Genomic DNA, 24,055 nt, shown 5'->3' with positions numbered 1-24,055 from the left:
GCGTTCTTTACCTGAAGGCGTCGTCCAGTTCGGCGTCGCGCCGGGAGATCCCCGTTCCCAGGGCCCGGGTCACGGCCGTGTGCACGGTGCCGCTGGACGCGTCGATGGGCGTGGTGAACCCCATCCGGGCGGCCTCGGCGGCGCGCTGCTTCGCTGCGGACACCGGACGGATCTCCCCGGCCAGGCTGATCTCCCCGAACGCCACGACGTTGTGGGCGATCGGCTCGTCCATGAGCGCCGACGCGACAGCGATGGCGATGGCGAGGTCCGCCGCGGGCTCGACCAGCCGCACACCGCCCACCGTCGACACGTAGACATCCTTCTTCGACAGCTGGTACCCCACCCGCTTCTCCAGCACCGCGAGCAGCATCGCCACCCTGGAGCCGTCCACGCCGTTGGTCACCCGGCGGGGGTTGGGCATCGCGGTGTCGATCACCAGGGCCTGCACCTCCACCGGCAGGGCGCGGCGCCCCTCCATCGACACCGTCACGCAGGTGCCGGACACTGCAGTGGTGCCGCGGCTGAGGAAAAGCCCGCTGGGGTCCGCCACCTCGCTGATGCCGTCACCGGTCATTTCGAAACATCCCACTTCGTCGGTGGAGCCGAATCGGTTCTTCAGGGCACGAACGAACCGCAGGGCGGTGTGCCGGTCGCCCTCGAACTGGCAGACCACATCCACCAGGTGCTCGAGCAGCCGGGGGCCCGCGATGGTGCCGTCCTTGGTGACGTGCCCCACCAGCAGCACGGGCAGGTTGCGGTCTTTGGCGAGCCGGATGAGCGTGGATGCCACCTCGCGCACCTGGCCGGGCTGGCCGGCCTGGCCGTCGTTGAGCGAGCTGGACACGGTCTGCACCGAGTCGATGATCACCAGGTCGGGTTTGACCGCGTCGATCTGACCGAGGATGGTGGCCAGGTCGGTTTCGGCGGCGATATACAGCTCGGGCTGCAGCGCCCCCGTACGTTCGGCGCGCAGGCGCACCTGCGCCACCGACTCCTCGGCGCTCACGTAGAGCACCCGCGACTTGGCCACGGCCGCCTTGGACGCCACCTCGAGCAGCAGGGTGGACTTGCCCACCCCCGGCTCGCCGCTGAGCAGGATGACCGAGCCGGGCACGATGCCGCCGCCCAGGACCCGGTCGAACTCGTTGATGCCCGTCGGCCAGTGCGCCACCGCGGTGGTGTCCACGTGGGTGATCGGCCGGGCGATGCCGGGCCCGCTCACGAACGTGGGAGCGACCGACCGGCTGATACCCGTCTTCTCGGCGGTTTCGACGACGGTGCCCCACTGCTGACACTCACCGCAGCGGCCCGCCCATTTCAGCGTGGTCCAGCCACACTCGGTACAGCGAAAGTTGGAGACGGGTTTAGCCATGCTGCGAGCCTAGCTGCGACCGCCGACACCGCTCATTCGACCAGGGCGTCCTGGGGCAGCCGGTGCGCCACGACGGCGCTGAGCTCGGGCAGGAACGCCTCGGCCCAGATGCGGTAGCCACGGTCGTTGGGATGGAACATATCGTTGGCGACCTGGCTGAACACGCTGCGCCAACCTTCCCGCTTGGTGGTCGCGTGCAGCGGCACCACGGTGAGGCCGTGCTCGGCGGCCACGTCGCGCACGATCTGGTTGGCCACGGCCACCTTGCGTTCGTTGTGCGGCAGATGGAAGCAGGGCAGGTCAGCCACGAGGGCGTGCGGCGGCAGCGCCGCGAACACGGTGCGGATGCCGGATTCGAACCGGGCCGGATCCCACTGGGCGATGTCGTTGGCGCCGATGGCCACAGTGACGAAGTCGGGCTGCAGCTTGGCGAAGCGCGGCAGCTGGTCGCGCACGGCCAGGTCCACGGTGGCGCCGGAGACGCTGAGGTTGATCACCCGCAGGGTCTGGCCGGTCGCCAGCCGGATGTGGTCGGCCAGGATGCCGACGTAGCCACGGTTGGGCGCGCTGGCACCGATGCCCTGCGCGGCGCTGTCGCCGATGGCGACGTAGAGCAGGTCGCCCTTCTCCTTGGCATGCGTGCGCCACCACAGCGAATTGATCGGCAGAGTCTCGTTGAGCTCCGCGGCGTTGGCGGCCAACGTTCGACGGAAGCGCCGGTAGGCGACCGCGCCGGCGGCGCCGATCCCGGCGGTGGTGGCCACGAAGCCGGCGGTGAGGGCAAGAGTGCGGGCAGTGGAGCTGTCGTTTGTCACGTCGAGAGCGTACATCCGGCCTCTGACAGTTTCCCGGATTCGCGCCGGACCCCCTCTCTCAACTACAATCGCTCTCGGTACCGTGTCCGAGCGGCCGAAGGTGCAACTCTCGAAAAGTTGTGTGGGGGAGACTCCACCGTGGGTTCAAATCCCACCGGTACCGCCACAGATACACCCCCTGCTTCCCTCTTTTCCGAGGGAATCAGGGGGTTTTCTTGTCTGCGTTGAGACCTCCGCGCACGGGTGTCGGCCGGAGAAGTCAGAGTGTCCTGAGCCCCGCGAGCAGTAGCTCCATCGCTTCCCGCGATTCTGATGCCCAGAGTGGGCGGTCGTGGGCGGAACTGATGCCGTGCAGCACGACCATCACCGCTCCCACGACCACGTCGCTACGGATGGCCCCCTCGACGGCAGCACGGGTCAGAAGCTCGGCGACGGTCCGCTCGAGTTGAATTCCGCCCTCGGCAAGCACTGCCGGGTCCGGGACTGCTCTGAGCGTGCGCGCCAGGCCCGTGTGGGCCAGCACGTACTCGACGAACCCGCGCAGAAAGGTATCGAGGTTCTCGCCGGCGCTCCGCGTCGGGTCGTGGGCCTGGTCGCAGAGTGAGGCCACTTCGCCCTGATAGACGGCGGCAGCCAATGCCTCTCGTGTGGGGAAATGTCGGTAGAGCGTCCCCACCCCCACGCCGGCGCGCGCCGCGAAATCATCAAAGCGCAGCTGCTCGTCTCGAGCAAACACGTCCCGCGCGGCGGCCACGATCGCGTCCCGGTTGCGGCGGGCATCGGCTCGCAGTGCTCGTTCTCCAGCCACGTGGGACCCTTCCTTGACAAACGGAGGTTATCTCCATATTCTCATATGTGGAGACAGGCTCCATCTTATCGAACGGGCAGGTCATGCGCATTCTGATGTTTGGTCGCGGAGTGATCGCCACGATCTACGGAGGCGTGCTGCACGCCGCCGGTCACGAGGTGGAGTTCTACGTGCGCCCGGGTCGCGCTGCAGAGTACGGGGACGAGGTGCGGCTGGATTGGGTTGACGGGCGCCGCAAGCCGTTCGGCCGTCGGGTGCGTGAGTCGTTCCGGACTCCGTTGCGGGAATCCATTGAACCTGGCGACGGTTTCGACCTCATTGTGCTCAGCGTCGGGCACCACCGTCTTGCGGAGGCGGCCGCGTTTCTCGCTCCCCGACTGGGCGCTGCGACGGTGCTGGTATTCGGCAACGTCTGGGAAGAGCCGCTCGCCGCAATCTCGCCGCTTCCGGCCGATCGGGTGGTGTTCGGGTTCCCGCAGGCGGGCGGCGGTTTTCTTGAGGACGGCGTGCTGTGGGGCGCGCTGCTGCCTTCCGTCGTCATCGGCACTACTGATGTCTCGCCCAGCGTTCGCGAGCAGGAGGTGATGTCCGTCTTCCGGGAGGTAGGTCTCGCCGTGCGGCAGGAGACGGACATGCGAGGGTGGCTGTGGATCCACTTCATCGCAGACGCGGGCATGTTCACACAGGCGATGCGGAGCGGATCGCTCGCGAACATGATCGGAGACCGACGAGCGCTGCGCGAGGCATTCCTGACGGCTCGCGAGCTGCTTCCCGTTCTCGAGGCTCGAGGCGTCGATCTCCGCCGCCACGGCGGCGCACTCCTGCCGTTTCGGCGGCCCCTTCTCGTGGCCGTTGCGCTCGCATGGGCGTCGCGGCTGATCCCGATCGCTCGGCGAAGTCTCGCCGCGCACACCGATCCGTACACCCCGGAAGAACGCGCCGTGACCGACGACACGCTGCGCGAAGCGCGACGGCTCGGTATTCCTACCCCGCGTCTCGAGCGGTGAGCCCGATTCACGCCTGACGGTCGAAGCAGAACAACTCCGCCGATTGCGCCGCATCCGTTTGGCGGGTTCACACCTCTCGCCCGTGAACTGGTTCGCAATCATGGGTACGCTCATTGAGGCGCGTTTGCAGAACCAGTTCACGTGCCGCTCGGCGGTCAATCTCCCGTCGCGCTCAGCTCGAACGTGAAGGAAACACCGTGTCTGACCACGCAAGAATCAAGGGCCACACCGTGACCCGCACCGTGCACGTCGAGGCCTCGCGCGCGAGCGTTTGGGAGGCGCTGAGCGACCCCGAGGTCATGGTCAAGTGGTTCGGAGACGTTGTGCGGTTCACCGCGCTCGAGCCAGGTGCCACCGGTAGCATCGAGTGGGATGACTACGGCAGCTTCCCGATCGAAATCACCGAGGTCGTGCCCGGCGACTCGTTCGGCTTCCGTTGGTCGGGAATCCCCGCCGAAAAGCTCGACGAGTACTCGACGCACGTGCGCTTCTCCCTCGCCGATGCGGGAACCGGGACGGATGTCACGGTGATCGAGTCGGGTTTCGAGACCCTCCCCGGCGGCACCCTCTACCGTCGCGACCGTCTTGAGCAGAACCGAGAGGGCTGGGACGTCGAACTCGACGAGCTCGTGACCCTGCTCGAAGGCTGATCCTCGGGCAGGAGCGAGCAGCCCTGGCTCGAGGCAGGTCGCGGTGTGGTGCACGGTCAGTCGCCCTGGATCACGAGAACCATGATGCCTTGCGGGTCACGGAGGTAGGCGACGCGTTCACCCCAGGGTGTGTCAGTGGGGGCCACGACGACGGCGCCCCCGGCGCCCGGCGCGGCGGCCACGGCCTCCTCGAGGTCGGCCACATAGATGCAGAGGTCGACGCCGTGGCCGGATGCCGGCAGCGGGATTTCTCCGTACATCGCCGGACCGGTGCCCAGCCCCAGCGCGACTGAGGAATCACCGACCCGGAGCGTGACATAGACGGGATCCCCGGTGTTGGGAAACACGTATTCGGTGGTGGCCTGGAAGACAGCTTCGTAGAAGCGCTGAACAGGCCCGATCGCGTCGACATTGATGATGGGGAACAGCTCGCGACGAGTCATAGAGCCGAAGATAACCGGGGGCGCGCTCGAAGACGAGCCGAGCCGCTCGGTCAGGGGCGCGTGCGGGTTCAGAAAAGTTATCCACACAGTGACATTTGCTCACACAAAGCTTCGATATCGGGTTACTCTCACTGCATGTCAACCCTCGCAGATACTTCCGGGCCCGCCGTTTCGCCTACGGGCGACGGGCCTGCTGTGTCCCTGACCGCCGCGGTGCAGGCTGTGGAGGGGCTGGGGGCCTGTAGCACCGACTACGACGCCTTGACGGATGCCGAGCTGCTCGCCGGCCAACGCGATCTCGCCAGGCTCCGTGGCCTCGTGGAGACCCGGTCGGTATGGATGGCGAAGGCGCTCGCACACCGGTCCCGGCCGGAGTTGGGCCAGAAGGGCCTGGCCGCGCGGCAGGGATTCACGTCTCCGGACGAGCTGATCCAGAACATGACCGGGTCGACTCGCAGAGATGCTCTCAAGCTCGTCGACGTGGGCCAGATGCTCGCCGACGCCGAGGCCGCCGAGGCTTCGAAGGCCGACGCGGAAGCTGACGCCGCACTGCGGCTGCTCGAGGAGGGCGACGATCAGAACGACTCCGACACTTCACGGGGCCCGATCGACGAGCCCGGCCGCGTCGACGAGCCCGTGGAGCTGCCCTGGTATTGGCCGATCTCCCAAGCCGTGACTACCGGGACGCTGTCTGTGGATGCGGCCCATGCGATCCGCACCGGCCTGGGCGATGTCGACTCCGTCGTCACCGGCACGGTGCTCGCCGAGGCGGTGAACACCCTCCTCGATGAGGCCCGCACCATGAACGTGGACCGGCTCCTCAAGCGCTCCCGGCGGATGCGCGACGGCCTCGATGAGGCCGGCATCGCCACGCGAGAAAAGAAGGCCTGGGACGACCGCTACCTGCGGATCTGGACAACCGGCACCGGCCAGGTGCACCTGCACGGGTTGTTCCCGCCGGAGCAGGGCGAGTTCATCCTGTCAACCTACGACAGCCTCACCGGCCCTCGCCGCGGCGGAGTGCGCTTCGTCGACCCGGACCGGGCCGCGTGGGCCAAGGCCGTGCAGGACGACCCGCGCAGCACCGAGCAAATTGCCGCCGACACGTTCATCGACCTGCTCAAAGCCGGCACCGAGGTGAACCCGAGCCGGATGCTCGGTGGCCGCACCCCCGCCGTCCGAGTGTTGATTTCCGCGCCCGCGCCCGGTGCCGGCGCCGCTTCTGCCGCACCGGAACCCGCGCCGACCGACATTCTGGTGCCGATCCCGGACGGCACTGGACACGGTTTCATCGAGGGCAGCCCGGCCCCGGTGTGCCGCGAGACCGTCGACCGGTTGATCTGCACATCCGGCACCGTCGAGGTAACCTTCGACGATGGCGGCCAGCCGCTGAATCTGGGCCGGGAAGAACGGGTGTTCACCCAGGCGCAGCGTGTTGTCCTGGCCGCACGCGACGGAGGTTGCCGGTGGGGAGATTGCGATAAGCCACCATCCCGCACCGAGGCGCACCACCTGGAAGAGTGGGTGCGCGACCGCGGGGCGACCGATATCCGAATGGGTCTTCTGCTCTGCAACGCGCACCATCGGTTGCTGCACAACCAGGGCTGGCAAATCTTCGAGAACCGCGGCCGCTACTGGCTGCGGCCACCGGCGTCCGTCGACCCCGGCCAAACCCTCATCGAGCTGCGCGGCAAGAGTGCCGTGGCCGAAGAACGGCAGCCAGCACGTGGCGAGGGAGCCGAGCGTGCGGGAGTCGCTCGAGCTCGCCGCGCTGACTGAGTCCCGCAGCCGTGCCACCGCTGACGACGTTGCCACCCTCTCCACGGTAGGGGCCAATTCTCGGGGTGCGCCGGCGCACCGCTCCGCGCCGGCTCTGACCTAGGCCCTGCCCTTCAGGATCAGGTGCCAGTACACCCACGGCAGGATGTGCCGGTCGAAGACCCAAGCCAGCCGGCGTTCGCGGGCCAGGCCCGGCCAGAACGGAATCGTCGGCTTCGGCTGATAGTGCTCGTCGAACTCGGCGAAGACCACGGTGGACCGCGAGACGGTGAACGGACACACCGAGTAGCCGTCGTACCTCGTGGCTACAGGTTTGCCCGCCAACACCTGGCTCAGGTTCGTGGCCAGCACGAGGGTCTGCTTGCGCAGGGCGCCGCCCGACTTCGAGTTGCGGGTGGCCGCGGCGTCACCCAGCGCCCACACGTTCGGGAACCGGGGATGACGCAGAGTCTCTGGGTCGACCTCGACGAAGCCGCCCGGGTCGCCGGTGGCCGGCAGTAACGTCTGCTTCACCCAGTCTGGAGCCGATTGCGGCGGGACGGCATGCAGGACGTCATAGGTCAGGCTTTCCCGGTGGCCATCAGGCCTGCCGATGACCGCGGTGCGGGCGGCGGCATCCACCGCGACGAGTTCGGAGCCGCTCCTGAGCTCGACGCCGTATTCCGCGATCTTCCGGTCGAGTTCCTGATCGATCAGCGACATTCCGAAAATGGTCGGGTCGGGCACCACCAGGACCACCCTGATGTCGTCGAGGACCCCGATCGCCCGCCAGTAGTCGCAGGCGAGGTACATCGGCTTCTGTGCGGCGCCGGCACAGCTGGCCGGTCCGGCTGGTTGGGTGAAGATGACGGTTCCACGCTTCAGGTCACGCAGCAGCCGCGATGCCTTGGTCGCCAGCCCGAACTCATAGTTGGATGCTCCCGACGGCGATGCCATCGCTTCGGGCAGGCCGGGCACCCGGTCCCAGTCCTTCTGGATTCCCGGGCACACTACGAGGTGCTCGTAGCCGAGTTCCCGCCCGGACGCCAGCAGCACACTATCGGAATCCGGCCGAACGTCCACGACGCGGTCCCTGATCCAGGCGACGCCGCGGGGCATCACCGACGCCTGCGGCCGGATTGCCAGTCGGGAACGCGCCGTGCCGCCGGCCACGTGCGAAAACAGCGGCTGATACTGGTGCTGTTTGCGAGGTTCCACCACCGCAACGTCGTTGACGCCCTGTCGGCGGAGCCTGCCCGCCACCGACAGCCCAGCGTTGCCGCCTCCGATGACCAGCACCCGGTGCCAGGTCGTTGCTGCCTTATTGGGCGTCAGGTCATCCGTCTCCCGCTGCATACGGTGACCATAGACGCGCTGAGTCGTGACCGCCAGTCAGAGGCTCCAGGCAGAGCGTGGCGTCAGGGACGCCCGCGGGCCGCATCGCCCGGTCGAGCAGCGTAGCCATCACGGTGCGGTGCTCGTCCGCATCGACGACAACGGCCCGAGGACCGCCTCGCTCCTTGTGGATCGCTTCACCGGCCCGGCCGGCGGAGGCGTGCGTGGCGCAGCGGTTGCCCCGCCGCCCCGATGGGCGCCCCTGTCCGCTGGCCGAGTCCGTCGAGACTTGGTGAAGGCTGAGCGAGCAGTGCGAAAATGCCGCAGGAGGTCGACTCGGCCTGTCTCAGGCGGCGACGCGCAGGGCCTCGCGCAGGTGGGTGAGGCCCTCGCTGAGCCGGCTGTCCGCGATGGCGGGGGTGACGCCGAGCAGGTCGGCGACCTGCTTGTTGCTGAAGCCGGCGTAGTAGGCGAGGTGAATGGCCTGTTGGTGTTCGGGCGCCAGCGTGTCGATGGCTTCCGTGGCGTTGTCGAGGTTGAGTGTAGGAGTGAACATGCGAGGTGAACTTTTCGTTATGACGTGTGAAGGCGGCGCGCAGCATTGCGTGCGCCGTATTTCGAACAGCGTGGGTGGTCGACCGTAAATCCCGATCGAGGTGTGCAAACGGGTACTAGCCGTTCGAACGGTGTGCGGCTCCGGCCATGGATTGGGGCAGCGGAGGGGTCGGATCGTGATAAAGATCGACGCGCAACTGCCAACACTAGCACATCCGTTCGGGTGCGCGACCAGGGGAGTCGGTGCACCCGCAGCCTAGGGCAGGCCGAGCAGCCGCAACCCGGCGGCCGCCGCAGCGCCCACGATGACCACGACAAGGAACGGCGCCTTCAGCCACAGGGCCACGGCGGCTGCCACAAGCGCTCCCAGCCTGGAGTCGAGCACCAGCTGCTGGCCGGTCGCCACGGTGTTGGCCAGCGTGAGGGAGGCCAGTAGCCCGATGGTGAGGGTGCCGGCCACCCGGGCCACTCGCGGATTCTCCAGCCACTTCCTGGGCACGAGGTAACCCACGAGCTTCGTGAGGAATCCCACGACGCAGGCGACGATGATCCAGAACCACAGCGTCATGAGGCGGCCGTCCGGTCGGAACCGTCGGACCGCGGGTATGGATCGATGTCGGGTTCCAGGCCCTCGCCCTCGGAGCCGGACCGGTACCCGAACCAGCCGATGGCGGCGGCGACAACGGCCGCCACCAAGATGGGCACGCCAGGGGGCACGAACGGCACGGCGAGGATCGTGGCCAGGGCGGAGACCACGGCGATGGCGGCGGCCTCCCGTGAGCGCAGCCGCGGCCAGAGCAGGGCCAGGAACGCGGCGACAGCTGCACCGTCCAGGCCCCATTGCTTGGGGTCGCCCAGGGCGTCCCCGGCCAGCGCGCCCACCAGGGTGAACAGGTTCCAGAGCACGAAGATGCCCACGCCGGCCACCCAGAAGCCGCGCGTCTGCTCGACGGGGTCGGTCTGCCCGGTGCTGGTGGCCAGGGACTCGTCGATGGTGACGTGGGCCGCGGCCGGGCGTCGCCAGCCGGTGGGGTGAAGCAGCACATTCATCTGCATGCCATAGACCGCATTGCGGATGCCCAGCAGGGCCGCGGCGCTCGCGGCGGCAACCGGGGTGCCCCCGCCGGCGATCACACCGATGAACGCGAACTGCGACCCGCCGGAGAACAGCAACAGGCTCAGCGCCTGGGTCTGCCAGACATCCAGCCCGGAGGCGACGGAGAGGGCGCCGAAGGAGATGCCGTAGAGCCCGGTGGCCACGGCGATCGACAGGCCGACCCGGGCTCCGGGGGACTGGCGCAGCGGGGTGGACACGTAGGCGACTCTAGCGGAGGGCCGCCGGAGAGCCGTGGGGCGCATCCGCGCCGAAGCGGGAGCTCCCAACGGCAATCGTCACGCGGGTTAGATGACCTGCCAGGCCGGCTTGTTCGCGTAGGCGTAGCGGTAGTAATCCAGGTTGGTCAGACGCGAGGCCGCGGCCTCGTCGATGAGCACGGTGACGTTCGGGTGCAGCTGGATGACGGAGCCCGGGCTGCTCGAGGAAACCGGTCCCTCCACGGCGCCCGCGATGGCTTCGGCCTTCTCCTCGCCGAAGGCCAGCAGGATCAGGTGGCGGGCGCGGCGGATGGTGCCCAGGCCCTGGGTGAGGCAGTGGATGGGTACATCGTCGGGCGACAGGAAGAATCGGGCGTTGTCGGCGCGGGTCTTCTCGGTGAGCGTCTTCACCCGGGTGAGCGAGGCGAACGACGAGCCGGGTTCGTTGAAGCCGACGTGGCCGGTGCGGCCGATGCCGAGGATCTGCACGTCGACGCCGCCGGCGGCGCGGATGGCCGCCTCGTAGTCGGTGCCGGCGGTCTCGAGGGTGGCCAGGTCGCCGTTGGGCACCCTGATGTTGCCGGGGGTGAGGCCCAGCGGCTGCACGGCGTCGCGGGTGATCACGGCGCGGTAGCTCTCCGGGTGGCCGGCGGGCAGACCCACGTATTCGTCGAGCGCGAAGCCACGCACCCGGGAAACGTCGAGGGGGTCGGAGCGGAACGACTCGGCGAGGGCGTTGTACAACGACATCGGCGTTGAGCCGGTGGCCAGGCCGAGGACGGCATCCGGTTTCTGGCTGATCAGTCTTCTGATCGATGCGGCGGCGAGAACGCCGGCGTCGGTCTCGGACTCGAGGACGACTACTTCAGCCAAGGGATGCTCCAGGTGCGACTAGTGGGATGGTGCGGGTGTCGTGCGGTTGTGCCGGTCTGCCGGCGGTCGGAGGCTGCGCCCCCGACCGCCGGGTGATGAAACGGGTCGAGCTAGACGGTGGTCGAGGTGGAGTCGGCGTTGCCGCCCAGCTGGATATCGTCGTCGCCGCGGCCCGGGGTCTTCAGGTTCCAGCGGCGGATCACGAACCGGAACAGGAAGTAGTAGATCGCCGCGTAGGCCAGCCCGATGGGGATCAGCAGCAGCGGTTTCTCGGCAAGGCCGAAGTTGAGGATGTAGTCGAAAGCGCCGGCGCTGAAGCTGAAGCCGTCCCGAATGCCCAGGAAGTTGACCAGGGCGAGCGACGTGCCGGTGAGCACGGCGTGGATGGCGTAGAGCGGGAAGGCGACGAACATGAACGAGAATTCGAGCGGCTCGGTGACACCGGTGAGCATGGCGGTGAGGGCGCCGGAGAGCATGATGCCACCGACGATCTTCTTCTGCGACGGCTTGGCCTCGTGCCAGATGGCCAGGGCGCCGGCCGGAAGGGCGAACATCATGATCGGGAAGAAGCCGGTCATGAACGAGCCGGCGGTGGGGTCGCCGGCGAAGAAGCGGTGCAGGTCGCCGGTGGCGCCGTTGTAGTCGCCGAGCACGAACCACATCACCGAGTTGAGGATGTGGTGCAGGCCCACCGGGATGAGCAGCCGGTTCGAGGTGCCGTAGAGAAAGCCACCCCAGACGTCATTGGAGCTGACGAACGAGCCGAACGCGGTGAGTCCGCTGCTGAAGCCCTGGTAGGCGAAGCTGAGGAGCACGCCGAGGATGAGGGCAACGACGGCGGTGATGATCGGCACGAACCGGCGGCCGCCGAAGAAGGCCAGGTAGTTCGGCAGTTTGATGCGGTAGAACTTCTGCCACAGGATGGCGGCGACCACGCCCATGAGAATGCCGCCCAGGACGTTGTAGTCCACCACGACCTGTTCGGCGCCCTTGGCGGGCAGGCCCATCACGAAGGGGGACATGGCCTTGCCGACGTTGGTGAAGACGAGGTAGCCCACCACGGCGGCCAGGGCTGTGGAGCCGTCGGCCTTCTTGGCGTAGCCGATCGCCACACCGAGCGCGAAGAGCAGAGCGAGGTTGTCGAACAGGGCGCCGCCGGCTGCGGCGATCACGGCCCCGCCGGTCTCGAAGCCTGGAATGGCGCCCAGCAGGTCGGGCTGGCCGAGGCGCAGCAGCAGGCCGGCGGCGGGAAGGGCGGCGATCGGCAGCATGAGGCTGCGACCGACGCGCTGGAGTTGGGCGAGGCCCGGGATTTTTCGTCCCGTTCCGGCATCTACGGTGGTGCTGGACATGGATTCCTCCTGTGGTGCTCTGTTGTGTCTTGTGGACGATCGAATGGTGCGTGCGGCTGAAGGCCTGAAAGAGGGCATGCCGGCGCTGCCGATGAGCTCGGCGGGCCACCCGGGTCGGGCTGGGCAGGCTGACTTACAGTTCGTGGTTGAGGTCGAGGGTCATGTGGATCTGGTAGCGGTCACCCCGATACCAGGAGGTGACGTGCTCAACGGGAGTGGACCCCGCCGATGACGTGCGGCGGAAGACCAGGAGGGGTACGCCGGCGGCGATGCCGAGGGGCTCGGCGAGCGCGGCATCCGCGGGCTCGGCCCAGGCGGTCTGTTCGGCGTGGTCGATGCGCAGGCCGTATTCGGTCGCGAAGGTGGCGTAGAGCGAACGGGTGAGGTCCTGGCGGCCGAGATCAGGCAGCAGGCCGGCGGGGTAGTAGCCGCGTTCGAAGGCCATCGGGGTGCCGCCGGCGAGCCGCAGGCGTTCCACCTGCTGCACCTGGGCCCCGGCCTTCAGGCCCAGTGCGGCGCGCACCTCGAGCGGCGCCTCGATCAGCGTCGAGCCCATCACAATCGTGGCCGGCACCAGGCCGCGTCGGCGCATGTCTTCGGTGAAGGAGGCCAGGTGCAGGTCGCTCTGCACGCGTTCGCCGGTGACGAAGGTGCCCTTGCCCTGGATGCGGTAGAGCACCCCCTCGTCCACCAACTGGCGGATCGCTTCGCGCACCGTCGACCGGCTCACGCCGTACTTGGCCATGAGCTTGCGCTCCGGCGGGATGGCGGCGTGCGGCGCCAGGTCGGTCTCGACTCGTTCGAGCAGGATCTTGCGCAACTGAACGTGTTTGGGCACGGCACCGCTGGCGAGGACCGGGCTGTCGTCGAGCTCTGTCACGACTGCGCCACCTTTCTGGTTTGGGGGGATCCGGTGCGGACCGAATGAGGTTTCTGTGATCTAGCTGGCAACCAACCGGACCACTTCCGCTTTGTGGTCCGTACTGGTACGGTCCAATTACTCGATAATGAGGGTGCGGTGGTCCGTTTGTCAAGGGCTGGCCCGCATGGGCTTCTCGCCGACGAGAGCCTCCTTCCCGACCGCTCAACCCCACAACGTAATCAAGAACCGAGGAGTAACTAATGAGTAGCAAGGCAGAGCAGATCCTGGCCGGCCTCGGCGGCAGCGACAACGTCGTCGACATCGAGGCGTGCATCACCCGGCTGCGCACCGAGGTGACCGACCCCGCGCTGGTCAACGAGGCGGCGCTCAAGGCCGCCGGCGCGCACGGCGTTTTCAGGTCCGGCACCATCGTGCAGGTCATCGTCGGCCCCGAGGCCGAGAACCTCGCCGACGACATCGAGGACCTGCGGTGACCCTGCCCGACCTCGTTGTGCTCGCCCCGGTACCGGGCCGCGCCGCCGACCTCACTGAGGTGCCTGACCCCACCTTCGCCCAGGCGATCGTGGGACCGGGCGCTGCCATCGACCCGCCCCACGCCGTCGTCGACGCCATCGCGCCGATCAGCGGCAAATTGCTCAAAGTCTTCCCGCACGCTTACGTGATCGTCGCCCCGAGCGGGGTCGGCGTGCTGGTGCACCTCGGCATCGACACCGTGCAGCTGAAGGGCGAGGGGTTCACCCTGCGCGCCCAGCAGGGCGACACCGTCACCGCCGGCGATGTGATCGTCAGCTACGACGTTCCCGCCATCGTCGCGGCCGGCCGGGAGCCGATCGTGCCCGTCATCGTCCTGGAGCGGAAGGCAACCGACATCACCCTGGCCGACAAGGTGGCCGCCGGTGCCGCCGTTCTGGCCGGAGACGCCTTCCTCACCGTCAATCGCTGATCCGTTCCCTACCTTGGAGGCCCTCGCATGACTGCGTTGAATACCCGACCCGTCGTCGCGCCCAGCGCAGCCGCAGCGTCGTTCACCGGCGACGCCGGACCGGGTACCGACACGGCACTGCTGATCCATGCGGGAACCGTGATCCTGCCGGGCAGGGAACTCTCACCCGGCTGGGTTGAAGTACAGAACGGGTGCATCGTCGACGTCGGCGCCGGGGAACCGCCTCGCCCGGCGGATGTGGTGCTGCCGGAGGCCGTGCTGGCTCCCGGCTTCGTCGACGCCCACAACCACGGCGGCGGCGGCGTCAGCTTCAACGATCCGGACACCAGAGCGGTCGCCGCCCGGATCATCCAGACCCATCTTGGTCACGGCACCACCACCATGATGGCCAGCCTGGTGACGGCCCCCCTCGACGAGATGGAAGGTCTGGTGCGTGCGCTCGCCGTACTGGTGCACGAGGGTCTGCTTGCCGGCATCCACCTGGAAGGCCCGTGGCTGAGCCCCCGACACCGTGGCGCGCACGCCGAGGAGCTCCTGCGGATGCCGGATGCGGCCAGCATCGACACCCTGATGAGTGCCGGCGGCGGTGCCGTGCGCATGGTCACCATCGCGCCGGAACTCGACGGCGGCCTCGCCGCGGTGGCCCGCATCGTGGAATACGGCGCTGTCGCCGCGATCGGCCACACCGACGCCGATTACACGCTCACCCAGGCCGCGATCGCGGCCGGCGCGACCGCCGGCACCCACGTCTTCAACGCCATGCGTCCGCTGCACCACCGCGAACCTGGCGCGGCGCTGGCCCTGCTGCAGAACCCCGCGGTGTTCGCCGAGCTGGTCGCCGACGGCGTGCACCTGCACCCCGCCGTGGTGCGCCTCATCTCTGAGAGCCCCGCACGCCCGGTCTTCGTGACGGATGCGATGGCCGCGGCCGGCGCGGAGGACGGCGACTACAAGTTGGGCGCCCTGGATGTGCGCGTGGCCGACGGCCAGGCCAGGCTGAGTGATGGCACCATCGCCGGCAGTGTGCTCACCCTGAGCCACGCGGTGCGGTACGCCGTTCTCACCGCCGGGGTGCCGCTGCCACTGGCGATCCGCGCGGCCAGCCAGAACCCCGCCGACCTGCTCGGCCTGGACGATCGGGGCCGCATCCAGCCCGGCCTTCGGGCCGACCTGGTGCTGCTCGACCCGGCCCTGCACGTGCTGGCCACCCTGCACGAGGGTTCCTGGGTCTAGGCTCGCGGCGTGAGTGACATCTTGAGACGCCGCCTCCGCGCCCTGCCCGACTTCCCCTCCGATCTGCCCGGATTCGACCCGGCCACCGCGCCGGCCGACCCGACCGAACTCTTCCTCGGCTGGCTCGACGAGGCGCTCGCCGCCGGGGTGCGGCAGCCGCACGCCTTCAGCCTCGCCACCGTCGGCGCCGGCTCCGGGGGAGCGGCCGGAGTGCCCTCGTCGCGGATGCTGATCCTCAAGGACCTCGACGCCGACGGCTGGCAGTTCGCCTCAGCCCGCACCTCCCGTAAGGGCCGTGAACTGGCGGCCAACCCGCAGGCGGCGATGAACTTCTACTGGTCCCAGCTGGGTCGCCAGGTGCGGCTGGTCGGCCCGGTCGTCGAACTCTCCATCGAGGCCTCCGCCAGGGACTGGGCCGCCCGCCCCGCCGCCGACGAAAGCACCAACCCGGCCTGGCAGCTCTACGCGCTGCGCCCGACCGAGGTCGAGTTCTGGCAGGCCAGCGCCGACCGGCACCACATTCGCCACCGTTACGACCTCCCCGCTGAGGGGCCAGCGCTCAGGGTTCACTCAGGGTAAAGCCAGGGTTCGTCCCGATGCCGCGGCGCGGAAGCCGGAGCACACTGGGGATCGACCCCAGCGCGCCCGCGCTGCCGACCGTAAAGGACTGGCATGACAACCCCGACGCTCTTCTCGAACCACCCGGCGCGCTCGCTTCAGGCGCCGCCGGCATCCGTGATCGCGTACGCCAGGGGACTGGTGAAGACCTACGGCTCCGGCGACACCGAGGTGCGGGCTTTGGACGGCATCGACGTGGACTTCGCGCGGGGCGAGTTGACGGCCATCATGGGCCCGTCGGGCTCGGGCAAATCCTCCCTCATGCACTGCATGGCGGGCCTGGACACCGTCACGGCCGGCACCGTGGTGGTCGATGACCAGAACGTGGGCCGCATGTCCCAGCGCCAGCTCACGGCGCTGCGGCGCACCCGGCTCGGATTCATCTTCCAGGCCTTCAACCTCATTCCCACCCTCACCGCGGCCGAGAACATCACCCTGCCGCTGGACATCGCCCGGCGTCCGGTGGACCGCGCCCACTTCGACGCCGTCGTGGCAGCGGTCGGCCTGCAAGACCGGCTGCACCACCGGCCCAGCGAGCTCTCCGGCGGCCAGCAGCAGCGGGTGGCCTGCGCGCGCGCCCTCGTGGCCCAACCGGCCGTGGTGTTCGCCGACGAGCCCACCGGAAACCTCGATTCGAAATCCGCCGGCGACCTGCTGACGTTCTTGCGCGGCTCGGTCGACGACCTCGGCCAGACCGTGGTCATGGTCACCCACGACGCGAGGGCGGCCGCCTACGCGCACCGGGTGCTCTTCCTGGCCGACGGCCGGCTCGTGCACGAGCTCACCGACCCCAGCCAGGCCTCGGTGCTCGATGTGATGCGCTCGCTCGGCGACGAGTCCGATGCCGAGTCCGATGCCGGCTCGGGCACCGGTTCCGCTCCCACCGGATCGGCCCAGCGATGACCAGGGTCGCCCTTCGCGGTATCCGCGCCCATTTGGTGCGGTTTCTCCTGTCGCTGCTCGCCGTGACCCTCGGGGTCGCCTTCGTGGCTGGCACGTTCTCGCTGCGCACCATGATGGGCTCCACCTTCTCGGGCATCGTCGCCAGCTCCACCCAGGGTGACGCGTACGTGCGCGGCAGTGAACCCGCGGCCAGCGCCAGTGACAACGGCAGTTCCGCCGGCGACGTGCGCGAACCCGTGCCGGCGGCGCTGGCCCAGACCATCGAGCGGGTCGACGGCGTGCGGCTGGCGCTGCCGGCGATCTCGGGCCCGATCGTGCTCGTCGGTGCCGACGGTACCGCCGTCGTGAGCACCCAGGCGCCGAGCTTCGGTATGGCGCTCTACCCCGAGGAAACCTCCGACTTCGTCACCGGTCACGCGCCCATCGGCGCGGGCGAGGTCGCTCTGGAGTCCGCCACCCTGGAGTCGTCTGGCCTCGCCGTCGGCGACGACACCACGGTGGTTCTCTCCGGAATGCTGGAAACCGTCACGGTCGTCGGTGAGGTGTCGCTGGGCGCCCCGATGGCCGGCGCCACCATCGTCTACCTCGATGTGGCCACGGCTACGGCGGCCTATGCCGCAGACGGCATGGTGGCCAGCATCGACGTCTACGGTGACGACGGGGTGGACGAAGAGACGCTCGTGGCCGGCATCGACAAGGCGCTGGGCGCTGCCGGGGCCGCGGATGTCGAAACAGTCAGCGGCGCCGATATGCGCGCAGAGGCCACGGAAGACATCAATGCCATGCTCGGATTCGTCCAGACGTTCATGCTGGTCTTCGCCGGTATCTCACTGTTCGTGGGTGCCTTCATCATCTCCAACACCTTCGCCATGTCGGTGCAGCAGCGGATGCGCGAATTCGCCCTGTTGCGCGCACTCGGCGCCTCACCGGGGCAGGTGTTCGGCTCCATCCTGATCCAGGCAGCGCTGGTGGGTCTGGCCGGCTCCGCGCTGGGCATCGCCGCCGGCCTCGGCCTGGTGTCACTGGTGCGTCTTGCGGTGGCGCAGATCGGCATGAACCTCTCCGGAAGCATCCCGTTGGACGCCGCCACCGTGCTGACCTCTCTGCTCGTGGGCACGCTGGTGAGCATCGCGGCAGCCGCGCTGCCCGCCCGCCGGGCCGCCCTCGCCGCACCGGTCGAGGCCATGCGTGACGCCGGTGGTGCCCGGTCCAAGTCGCTCCGGCTGCGTGGCATCGTGGGGTACGTCCTCACCGTTGCCGGCGTCGCCGGGCTCGTCCTGGCCTGGTCCCGGCCCGACCCCGACGGCCCCGCGCTGCTCGGGCTCGGCGCCACGGCGCTCGTGCTCGGTGTGCTGGTGCTCTCCCCGGTCATCGCCCGGTATTCCCTGAGCGCCCTGGCCGCCGTCTTCGTGGTCGCGTTCAAACCGCTCGGCCGGTTGGCCAGGGGCAACGTCATCCGCAACCCGCGGCGCACCGCGAACACCGCAGGGGCGCTCATGATCGGCATGGCCCTGGTCGGGGCGGCGTCGGTGCTCGCGGCTTCGGCCACGGTCTCCACCCGCGCGATCGTCGACGACGGTTGGATCGCCGACTTCTCGGTGCAGTCGGCCGTCGAGGCGGTTCCGGTCGGTGCGGTGGCGGACCTGCGCGCCCTGGCCACTGTGGAGTCGGTGGACGTGCTCCGGTACGGCCCGGCGATGCTGACTCAGGATGCCGGCGGGTCCACCGAGGAACGCTCGCTCCTCGTGGTGGCCATCCCTCCAGAGTCGATCGGGCACACCCTCGACTTCGACGCCGTCGCCGGCACCCTCGACTCGTTCGACGATGGTGAGGTCGCCGTGCAGCAGGGGGTTGCCGACGACCACGACTGGCAGGTCGGCGACGACGTGACGTTCACGACGGCGACGGGGGAGGCATCCGCCCGGATCGGGGCCATCGTCGACACCGCCCTGATCGGTGCGCCGATCATCATGCCCGACGACGCCTTCGACACGATCGTGCCGCCCTCGCAAACCGTTGTCGACTCGCTGCTCGTCACCACGGCGGCCTCGTCGACGTCGGCCGAGGTGCGCGCCGACGTCACCGCTGCGGTGGCACCCTACGTGGTGCTCTCGGTGCTCGACAAGGAGGAGTTCGCCAGCCAGCTGGCCGGGCAGGTCGACCAGATCCTGGGCATCCTCTACGCGATGCTGGCGCTGTCGATCATCATCGCCATCCTGGGCATCGTGAACACCCTGGCGCTGTCGGTGATCGAACGCACCCGCGAGATCGGCCTGATGCGCGCCGTCGGCCTCGGTCGCCTGCAGCTGGCCGGCATCATCACCATCGAATCGGTGCTCACTGCGGTGTTCGGCACCGTCGTCGGCATGGTCGTCGGGGTCGGGATCGCCTCGGTGATGCCGGCGGTGTTCACCGAGGTCGGGCTCACCGAGCTCGCGGTTCCCTGGGCGCAACTCGGCTCGATGCTCGGGGTCGCCGCCCTGGTCGGCGTGCTGGCGGCCCTGTGGCCGGCGATCCATGCGGCCCGGCTCCCCGTGCTCGACGCCGTGGTGTCCGACTGAGCCGGAACCTCCCGCGGCGCTACTGGGCCGGGCCGCCTTGCGGCGCCCGGCCCAGGCTCGGTCAGCCCGCCGCGGCGCGGGTGCGGCGGGCGTTCTCCTTCTTGATCGCGTCGACCAGTTCGGCCTTGGTCATCGAGGAGCGGCCGGTGATCTTCAGCCGCTTGGCCAGGTCCTGCAGGTGCGCCTTGGGAGCATTCGCGTTCACTCCCTCTTCGGTGCCGGCTGGGCTGTCGACCCCACCCGCCGCCTTGGCATCGGACGGACCGGATTCGGCCTTCTTCTCCCAGTGATCGCCCACCTTTTCGTACTCGTGTTTGAGCGCGGCGAAAGCGGTGCGGTGGGCACGCTCGCCCTCACCGTAGCTCTCGACCGCGGAGTCGTGAGCCTTGGACCAGATCGCCTGGGCGTGCTGGGGGGAGCGCGCCAGGGTCGAGGGCAACTCTTCTGAGGCGGGCATGACGGATCCTTTCTGACCGGGAGACCTGGATGCTGGTCACGGTAGGCGAGGGCTCTCGCCGTTGCAAGAGGTTGGCACGGCGATCCGGGCGGTGCGTTGGGTGTGTGGGAGTGTTGGCGCATGGGGAACGTGCGCGGCTCAGTGGGGTCGATGATGGCGGCGACGCTGATATCCCGGGCGCTGGGCTTTCTCAAGACGATCCTCTTGGTGGCTGCCATCGGCGGCACCAGCGCCGCGATCGGCGGTCAGGCATTCGAGATCGCCAACACGGCCCCCACCTACCTCTTCGCCTTGATAGCCGGGGGTGTGCTCGGCGCTGTGCTCGTTCCGCAAATTGTGCGGAACCTGAGCGACGGCTCCGTCGGGCAGGACAACACCGACCGGCTCCTGACAATTGTTCTGGTCGGCGGAGCCATAGCTGCCGTCCTGATCACCCTGAGCGCTCCGGCCATCGTCTGGATTTATGCATCCACCTGGTCGCCGCAATGGCGAGACCTCGCAACGTCCATGGCGTACTGGTGCTTGCCTCAGATCTTCTTCCTCATCGCCTTCGCGGTACTGTCGCAGGTCCTCAATGCGCGGGGAGTCTTCGGTGCGCCAGCGTGGGCGCCGGCGATCTCCAACGTGGTGGGAATCGCCGGGATCCTGCTCTTTCTGCTCGTGATGCCGTCCGGGTTGGGGGACGTTGACTCGTGGAGCCCTGCGATGGTCGCGGTCCTCAGCGGCTCTGCCACTCTGGCGATCGCGATCCAGAGCGCCCTCCTTGTGATTCCCCTACGCAGAATCGGATTCAAGCTTCGCTTCCGCTGGGGATTCAGCGGTCTGGGAAAGATGTCGAGATTGGCGGGCTGGACATTCCTGGGAGTGATGGCCGGCCAGGCCGCGTACCTGGTCACCGCCAATGTCGCCAACAGCGCCGGCGAGACCCTGCATGAGCTGAGCATCGACGGACCGAGTCTGAACTCGCTGTCGATCGCTTACCTGCTGATGCTCCTGCCGCATGGGATCATTGCGGTGTCCTTGACCACTGCGCTGTATACCCGGATGAGTGGACATGCCGCGCGGCACAACATCGCCGAGACCGAATCACTTTCCAGCCTGGCCGCGAAGCCGGTGGCCTACATCTCGATTGCTGCGGCCGCGGGATTCGCCGCCTTTGGTCCGCTGATCACCACGGTGCTCTTCTTCGGCAATCCGGTCATCGGTCAGGTGCTCCAGGTCCTGGCGATCGGGCTTGTCGGGTTCAGCCAGGCCTACGTGCTCAACAGAACCTCGTTTGCCGTGCAGGACGCCCGCGGCCCGTTCCTCACCCAGCTCGTGATCGCTGTGCTTTCTGCGACCGGGGCCGCTGCGTCCGCGCTATTTCTGCCGCCGGAGCTCGCGGTGATGGGCATCGCGGCCGGAATCTCGATCGCAAACCTCGCGGGCTGGCTGACGGCTCATCTGGCGCTGCAGCGGAAGTTCCTGACGCTCGGACATGTCCCCGTTGGCCGACACCAGGCGAATCTCGGATACGTCAGGCTCGTCTTCGCGGGTCTCGCCAGCTTCGCCGTCGGCTGGATGGCGGTGACCTACACGGGCATACCCGCTGGCTTGGGCGGCCAGGTATTTCTCCTTGGTTCCGCGGGAGCCGCAGCGATGGGTGTTTTTGCAGCGATCAGTTGGCTGCTTGGCGACCGGACGTTGGTCAACCTACGCCGCAGATAAGCGGCGCGCCGCCCTTCCAGTCAAGCCCGCGATTCAACAGAAGGTGCCCCGGCCGAAGCCGGGGCACCTGTAAAGCCGCGCGGAGCGCGGCGCTACAAAGCTAGAGCGTGATCAGCCCGGAGGTCGTGTCGCGCGCAGCGGTGAAGCGTGCGGAGACGTTCTCCCAGTCGGTGACGGTCCAGAACGCCTTGACGTAGTCGGCCCGCACGTTCTGGTAATCGAGGTAGTAGGCGTGCTCCCAGACGTCGAGCATGAGCAGCGGAACGATGCCGGCGGGCAGGTTGCCCTGCTGGTCGTAGAGCTGCACGATGATGGGCTGCTGGCCCAGGGTGTCCCAGGCGAGGATCGACCAACCGGAGCCCTGCACGCCCATGGCGACAGCGGTGAAGTGCGCCTGGAACTTCTCGAACGAACCGAAGGTGTCGTCGATGGCGGCGGCGAGTTCGCCCGTGGGCTTGTCGCCACCGTTGGGCGACATGTTGGTCCAGAAGATGGAGTGGTTGACGTGGCCACCCAGGTTGAACGCGAGGTCCTTCGACAGCTTGTTGACGAAGGTCAGGTTGCCGGACTCGCGAGCCTCGGCGAGCTGGTCGAGAGCGGCGTTGGCGCCCGTCACGTAGGCCTGGTGGTGCTTGCTGTGGTGCAGTTCCATAATGCGGCCGCTGATAGCGGGCTCGAGGGCGGCATAGTCATAGGTCAGCGTGGGAAGCGTGTATGCGGTCATCCGCTTACGATATCGTCTCAAGTGCACTTGAGATCAAGGAGAAGCGTCGTGTCAGAGCACTTGTCCAGCAATGATCTCCTGCCGATCGGGCAGGTGGCGGCCCGCGCCGGGGTGCCGGTCTCCACGGTGCGGTACTACGAGTCCCTGGGCCTCATTCCCGCGGTGCGTTCCGCCGGCAACGCCCGGCTGTTCCCGCGGCACGTGCTGCGCCGCATCGCCCTGATCCAGGTGTCGGTGCGCTACGGGATCTCCCTGGCCGAGGTTGCCGGCATTCTCAAGGACCTGCCGGATAGTCGTCCGCCCAGCCGCGCCGAGTGGAACACCATCTCCGCCACCTGGGGTGAGCACCTCGCCCGCCAGCAGGCCGTTCTCGAGCGGATGCAGGCCGAGCTCACCGGCTGCATCGGCTGCGGCTGCCTGTCGCAGACCCGCTGTGCCGTCGTGAACTCAGGCGACCGGCTGCGCACCGACGGCGCCGGTCCGCGGCGGGTGCTCGACTCGCCGGAATCCGTGGGAGCGGAATAATCCAGGCCGCCCGGTGTTGATCTGGGTAACCGACGGAAGGGAGCCAGCATGAAGGTGCGTAATTCACTGGGTTCGATGAAGAAGATGCAGGGTTCGCAGACGGTGCGGCGCCACGGGCGCACATTCGTCATCAACAAGCTGAACCCACGATTCAAGGCTCGTCAGGGGTAGTTCCCGGCAACAGCGGCGGCACGTGTGATCCGGCCGATCCGCGTTCCAGCCGCACTCGAGTCGGCATTTCCAGCCCACTTGCGAATGGCCCCGGCATCAGCCGGGGCCATTCCCGCGTTTAACGCCCGCTAGAGCAGGCTGGTCACGTCGCGGGCCGCGGTCATCAGCACCGGGGCGTAGGACTCGAGCTTCTCCCGCGGCACGAGCGGCGCGATGGTGGTGATGCCGATGCCGCCGACGAGGTTCTGCTGGGCGTCGAAGACCGGAACGGCCATACAGCGGATGTGCTCCTCGTTCTCCTGGTCGTCGATCGAGAAGCCGCGGTTGCGCACGAGCCGACCGTCGGCGAGCAGCGCGGCCACATCGGTGATCGTGTATTCGGTCCGGGTGTGCAACCCGGTGCGGGCGGCATAGCTGCGCACCTCGCTCTCGGAAAGGTGGGCGAGAATCGCCTTGCCGATGGCCGTCGAGTGCAGCGGAATCTGACCGCCCACTCTGGACGCGATCTGGATGGGCTTGGTGTCTTCGATCTTCTCCACGTAGGTGGCGAAATCCCCCGTGCGCAGGGCGAAGTGGATGGTGTTGTGCACGTCGGCCTGCAGCCGTCTCAGCCGGTCGCCGATCATGTCGGCGTCGTCGGGGGAGGCGGTCAGCTTGAGCGCGAGCAGGCGCAGCGACCGCCCCGGGGCGTAGCTACCATCCGAGCGTCGCGAGACGTAGCCGCTGTCGATGAGCTCGCTGAGCAGGCGGAAGACGCTGGTCTTGGCGAGCCCGGTTTCCTTGACGAGGTCGCTGAGCCGGTGGGTGTCACCCGGGTTCGACACGGCCTCAAGCACCCGCAAGAGCTTCTGCGCGGCATTGTCTTTCGTGGTCTTGACCGACGTGTCGTCGATATCGCTCGCAAACGTTTGTGCCATGTGTCCCACCGTAGAAAATGACGTTCTGTCTTACGGACCATTTAACCACGGTTATGGAATCACCGCGGCGATTAGAGTTCCGCGTCCCGGCATTCAATGTCGTCGGACCCTTGACAATTCCGGATTCATCG

Annotated in this window: 26 protein-coding genes and 1 tRNA gene; 13 read left to right on the top strand and 14 right to left on the bottom strand. The window is 68.1% G+C overall.

The window, feature by feature from the left end; translation table 11 throughout:
* Positions 1-7: 7 nt before the first annotated feature.
* Both radA and ACEN2M_RS14115 read right to left on the bottom strand, forming a co-directional pair.
* Entirely contained in the window at positions 8-1,372 is a 1,365-nt protein-coding gene (radA, locus tag ACEN2M_RS14120) for a DNA repair protein RadA (RefSeq protein ID WP_441648773.1), read from the bottom strand.
* A gap of 32 nt (positions 1,373-1,404) precedes the next feature.
* The gene (locus ACEN2M_RS14115) at positions 1,405-2,187 is read right to left on the bottom strand and encodes an SGNH/GDSL hydrolase family protein (RefSeq protein WP_441648772.1); all 783 of its coding nucleotides are present in this window, start codon (positions 2,185-2,187) and stop codon (positions 1,405-1,407) included.
* A 76-nt stretch (positions 2,188-2,263) separates the two neighbouring features.
* On the opposite strand from ACEN2M_RS14115, the gene ACEN2M_RS14110 reads away from it, so the two are divergent.
* Positions 2,264-2,353: transfer RNA gene (locus ACEN2M_RS14110), tRNA-Ser, on the top strand.
* A 93-nt stretch (positions 2,354-2,446) separates the two neighbouring features.
* Here the strand turns inward: ACEN2M_RS14110 and ACEN2M_RS14105 are convergent.
* The gene (locus tag ACEN2M_RS14105; RefSeq protein WP_441648771.1) at positions 2,447-2,995 is read right to left on the bottom strand and encodes a TetR/AcrR family transcriptional regulator; all 549 of its coding nucleotides are present in this window, start codon (positions 2,993-2,995) and stop codon (positions 2,447-2,449) included.
* An 83-nt stretch (positions 2,996-3,078) separates the two neighbouring features.
* Between ACEN2M_RS14105 and ACEN2M_RS14100 the strand changes: the two genes are divergently transcribed.
* Entirely contained in the window at positions 3,079-4,002 is a 924-nt protein-coding gene (locus tag ACEN2M_RS14100) for a ketopantoate reductase family protein (RefSeq protein ID WP_441648770.1), read from the top strand.
* Between the two features lie 197 nt (positions 4,003-4,199).
* Positions 4,200-4,652, top strand: coding sequence for an SRPBCC domain-containing protein (locus ACEN2M_RS14095; RefSeq protein ID WP_441648769.1), 453 nt, complete (start codon positions 4,200-4,202; stop codon positions 4,650-4,652).
* Between the two features lie 56 nt (positions 4,653-4,708).
* On the opposite strand, the gene ACEN2M_RS14090 is transcribed toward ACEN2M_RS14095, so the two are convergent.
* The gene (locus ACEN2M_RS14090; RefSeq protein ID WP_441648768.1) at positions 4,709-5,095 is read right to left on the bottom strand and encodes a VOC family protein; all 387 of its coding nucleotides are present in this window, start codon (positions 5,093-5,095) and stop codon (positions 4,709-4,711) included.
* 135 nt (positions 5,096-5,230) lie between these two features.
* Here ACEN2M_RS14090 and ACEN2M_RS14085 point away from each other — a divergent pair, with 135 nt between their 5' ends.
* Complete coding sequence (locus ACEN2M_RS14085; protein WP_441648767.1) at positions 5,231-6,874, top strand: DUF222 domain-containing protein; 1,644 nt, start codon at positions 5,231-5,233, stop codon at positions 6,872-6,874.
* Between the two features lie 99 nt (positions 6,875-6,973).
* Here ACEN2M_RS14085 and ACEN2M_RS14080 read toward each other — a convergent pair whose 3' ends face one another.
* The 7 genes from ACEN2M_RS14080 to ACEN2M_RS14050 all read right to left on the bottom strand — a co-directional run bounded on the left by ACEN2M_RS14080 (position 6,974) and on the right by ACEN2M_RS14050 (position 13,162).
* The gene (locus ACEN2M_RS14080) at positions 6,974-8,209 is read right to left on the bottom strand and encodes an NAD(P)/FAD-dependent oxidoreductase (RefSeq protein ID WP_441648766.1); all 1,236 of its coding nucleotides are present in this window, start codon (positions 8,207-8,209) and stop codon (positions 6,974-6,976) included.
* Between the two features lie 325 nt (positions 8,210-8,534).
* Positions 8,535-8,744, bottom strand: coding sequence for an RNA polymerase sigma factor (locus ACEN2M_RS14075; RefSeq protein ID WP_441648765.1), 210 nt, complete (start codon positions 8,742-8,744; stop codon positions 8,535-8,537).
* A 255-nt stretch (positions 8,745-8,999) separates the two neighbouring features.
* Positions 9,000-9,311, bottom strand: coding sequence for an AzlD domain-containing protein (locus tag ACEN2M_RS14070; protein WP_441648764.1), 312 nt, complete (start codon positions 9,309-9,311; stop codon positions 9,000-9,002).
* A complete protein-coding gene (locus ACEN2M_RS14065; RefSeq protein WP_441648799.1) occupies positions 9,308-10,102 on the bottom strand; it encodes an AzlC family ABC transporter permease in 795 nt (264 codons plus the stop codon). The genes ACEN2M_RS14070 and ACEN2M_RS14065 overlap by 4 nt, the downstream gene beginning before the upstream one ends.
* Positions 10,103-10,144: 42 nt before the next feature.
* The gene (locus tag ACEN2M_RS14060; RefSeq protein WP_441648763.1) at positions 10,145-10,930 is read right to left on the bottom strand and encodes a glucosamine-6-phosphate deaminase; all 786 of its coding nucleotides are present in this window, start codon (positions 10,928-10,930) and stop codon (positions 10,145-10,147) included.
* A gap of 110 nt (positions 10,931-11,040) precedes the next feature.
* Positions 11,041-12,282 carry a PTS transporter subunit EIIC gene (locus tag ACEN2M_RS14055; protein ID WP_441648762.1) on the bottom strand — a complete coding sequence of 414 codons (1,242 nt, stop codon included), beginning with the start codon at positions 12,280-12,282 and terminating at the stop codon, positions 11,041-11,043.
* Positions 12,283-12,415: 133 nt separating this feature from the next.
* Positions 12,416-13,162, bottom strand: coding sequence for a GntR family transcriptional regulator (locus tag ACEN2M_RS14050; protein ID WP_441648761.1), 747 nt, complete (start codon positions 13,160-13,162; stop codon positions 12,416-12,418).
* A gap of 242 nt (positions 13,163-13,404) precedes the next feature.
* Here ACEN2M_RS14050 and ACEN2M_RS14045 point away from each other — a divergent pair, with 242 nt between their 5' ends.
* The 6 genes from ACEN2M_RS14045 (at position 13,405) to ACEN2M_RS14020 (ending at position 19,423) form a co-directional block, all read left to right on the top strand.
* Positions 13,405-13,638, top strand: a complete 234-nt coding sequence (locus ACEN2M_RS14045) for a glucose PTS transporter subunit EIIB (RefSeq protein ID WP_441648760.1) — start codon at positions 13,405-13,407, stop codon at positions 13,636-13,638.
* Positions 13,635-14,108 carry a PTS sugar transporter subunit IIA gene (locus tag ACEN2M_RS14040; RefSeq protein WP_441648759.1) on the top strand — a complete coding sequence of 158 codons (474 nt, stop codon included), beginning with the start codon at positions 13,635-13,637 and terminating at the stop codon, positions 14,106-14,108. Before ACEN2M_RS14045 ends, ACEN2M_RS14040 begins: the two co-directional genes overlap by 4 nt.
* Positions 14,109-14,135: 27 nt before the next feature.
* Entirely contained in the window at positions 14,136-15,341 is a 1,206-nt protein-coding gene (nagA, locus tag ACEN2M_RS14035) for an N-acetylglucosamine-6-phosphate deacetylase (RefSeq protein ID WP_441648758.1), read from the top strand.
* Between the two features lie 9 nt (positions 15,342-15,350).
* Positions 15,351-15,920, top strand: coding sequence for a pyridoxine/pyridoxamine 5'-phosphate oxidase (locus ACEN2M_RS14030; RefSeq protein WP_441648757.1), 570 nt, complete (start codon positions 15,351-15,353; stop codon positions 15,918-15,920).
* A 93-nt stretch (positions 15,921-16,013) separates the two neighbouring features.
* Complete coding sequence (locus ACEN2M_RS14025) at positions 16,014-16,862, top strand: ABC transporter ATP-binding protein (RefSeq protein ID WP_441648756.1); 849 nt, start codon at positions 16,014-16,016, stop codon at positions 16,860-16,862.
* Positions 16,859-19,423 carry an ABC transporter permease gene (locus ACEN2M_RS14020; protein ID WP_441648755.1) on the top strand — a complete coding sequence of 855 codons (2,565 nt, stop codon included), beginning with the start codon at positions 16,859-16,861 and terminating at the stop codon, positions 19,421-19,423. Before ACEN2M_RS14025 ends, ACEN2M_RS14020 begins: the two co-directional genes overlap by 4 nt.
* Before the next feature lie 61 nt (positions 19,424-19,484).
* On the opposite strand, the gene ACEN2M_RS14015 is transcribed toward ACEN2M_RS14020, so the two are convergent.
* Positions 19,485-19,880 carry a ChaB family protein gene (locus tag ACEN2M_RS14015; protein ID WP_441648754.1) on the bottom strand — a complete coding sequence of 132 codons (396 nt, stop codon included), beginning with the start codon at positions 19,878-19,880 and terminating at the stop codon, positions 19,485-19,487.
* 120 nt (positions 19,881-20,000) lie between these two features.
* On the opposite strand from ACEN2M_RS14015, the gene murJ reads away from it, so the two are divergent.
* On the top strand, positions 20,001-21,587 hold the full coding sequence (gene murJ / locus ACEN2M_RS14010) for a murein biosynthesis integral membrane protein MurJ (protein ID WP_441648753.1): 1,587 nt from the start codon (positions 20,001-20,003) through the stop codon (positions 21,585-21,587).
* A gap of 100 nt (positions 21,588-21,687) precedes the next feature.
* On the opposite strand, the gene ACEN2M_RS14005 is transcribed toward murJ, so the two are convergent.
* Positions 21,688-22,311 (bottom strand): superoxide dismutase, encoded by a 624-nt coding sequence (locus ACEN2M_RS14005; protein WP_441648752.1) that lies wholly within the window; start codon positions 22,309-22,311, stop codon positions 21,688-21,690.
* A gap of 48 nt (positions 22,312-22,359) precedes the next feature.
* On the opposite strand from ACEN2M_RS14005, the gene soxR reads away from it, so the two are divergent.
* Positions 22,360-22,836, top strand: a complete 477-nt coding sequence (gene soxR / locus ACEN2M_RS14000) for a redox-sensitive transcriptional activator SoxR (protein WP_441648751.1) — start codon at positions 22,360-22,362, stop codon at positions 22,834-22,836.
* 48 nt (positions 22,837-22,884) lie between these two features.
* A complete protein-coding gene (locus ACEN2M_RS13995) occupies positions 22,885-23,007 on the top strand; it encodes a ribosomal protein bL36 (RefSeq protein ID WP_088457279.1) in 123 nt (40 codons plus the stop codon).
* 128 nt (positions 23,008-23,135) lie between these two features.
* On the opposite strand, the gene ACEN2M_RS13990 is transcribed toward ACEN2M_RS13995, so the two are convergent.
* Positions 23,136-23,924 (bottom strand): IclR family transcriptional regulator, encoded by a 789-nt coding sequence (locus ACEN2M_RS13990; protein ID WP_441648750.1) that lies wholly within the window; start codon positions 23,922-23,924, stop codon positions 23,136-23,138.
* Positions 23,925-24,055 lie beyond the last annotated feature (131 nt).

Source organism: Cryobacterium sp. W22_MBD10_FK3, assembly GCF_052113745.1.
Taxonomy (GTDB): Bacteria; Actinomycetota; Actinomycetes; order Actinomycetales; family Microbacteriaceae; genus Cryobacterium.
Note: the sequence above shows the minus strand (reverse complement) of the source record. Positions and strands in the feature narration are given on the sequence as shown.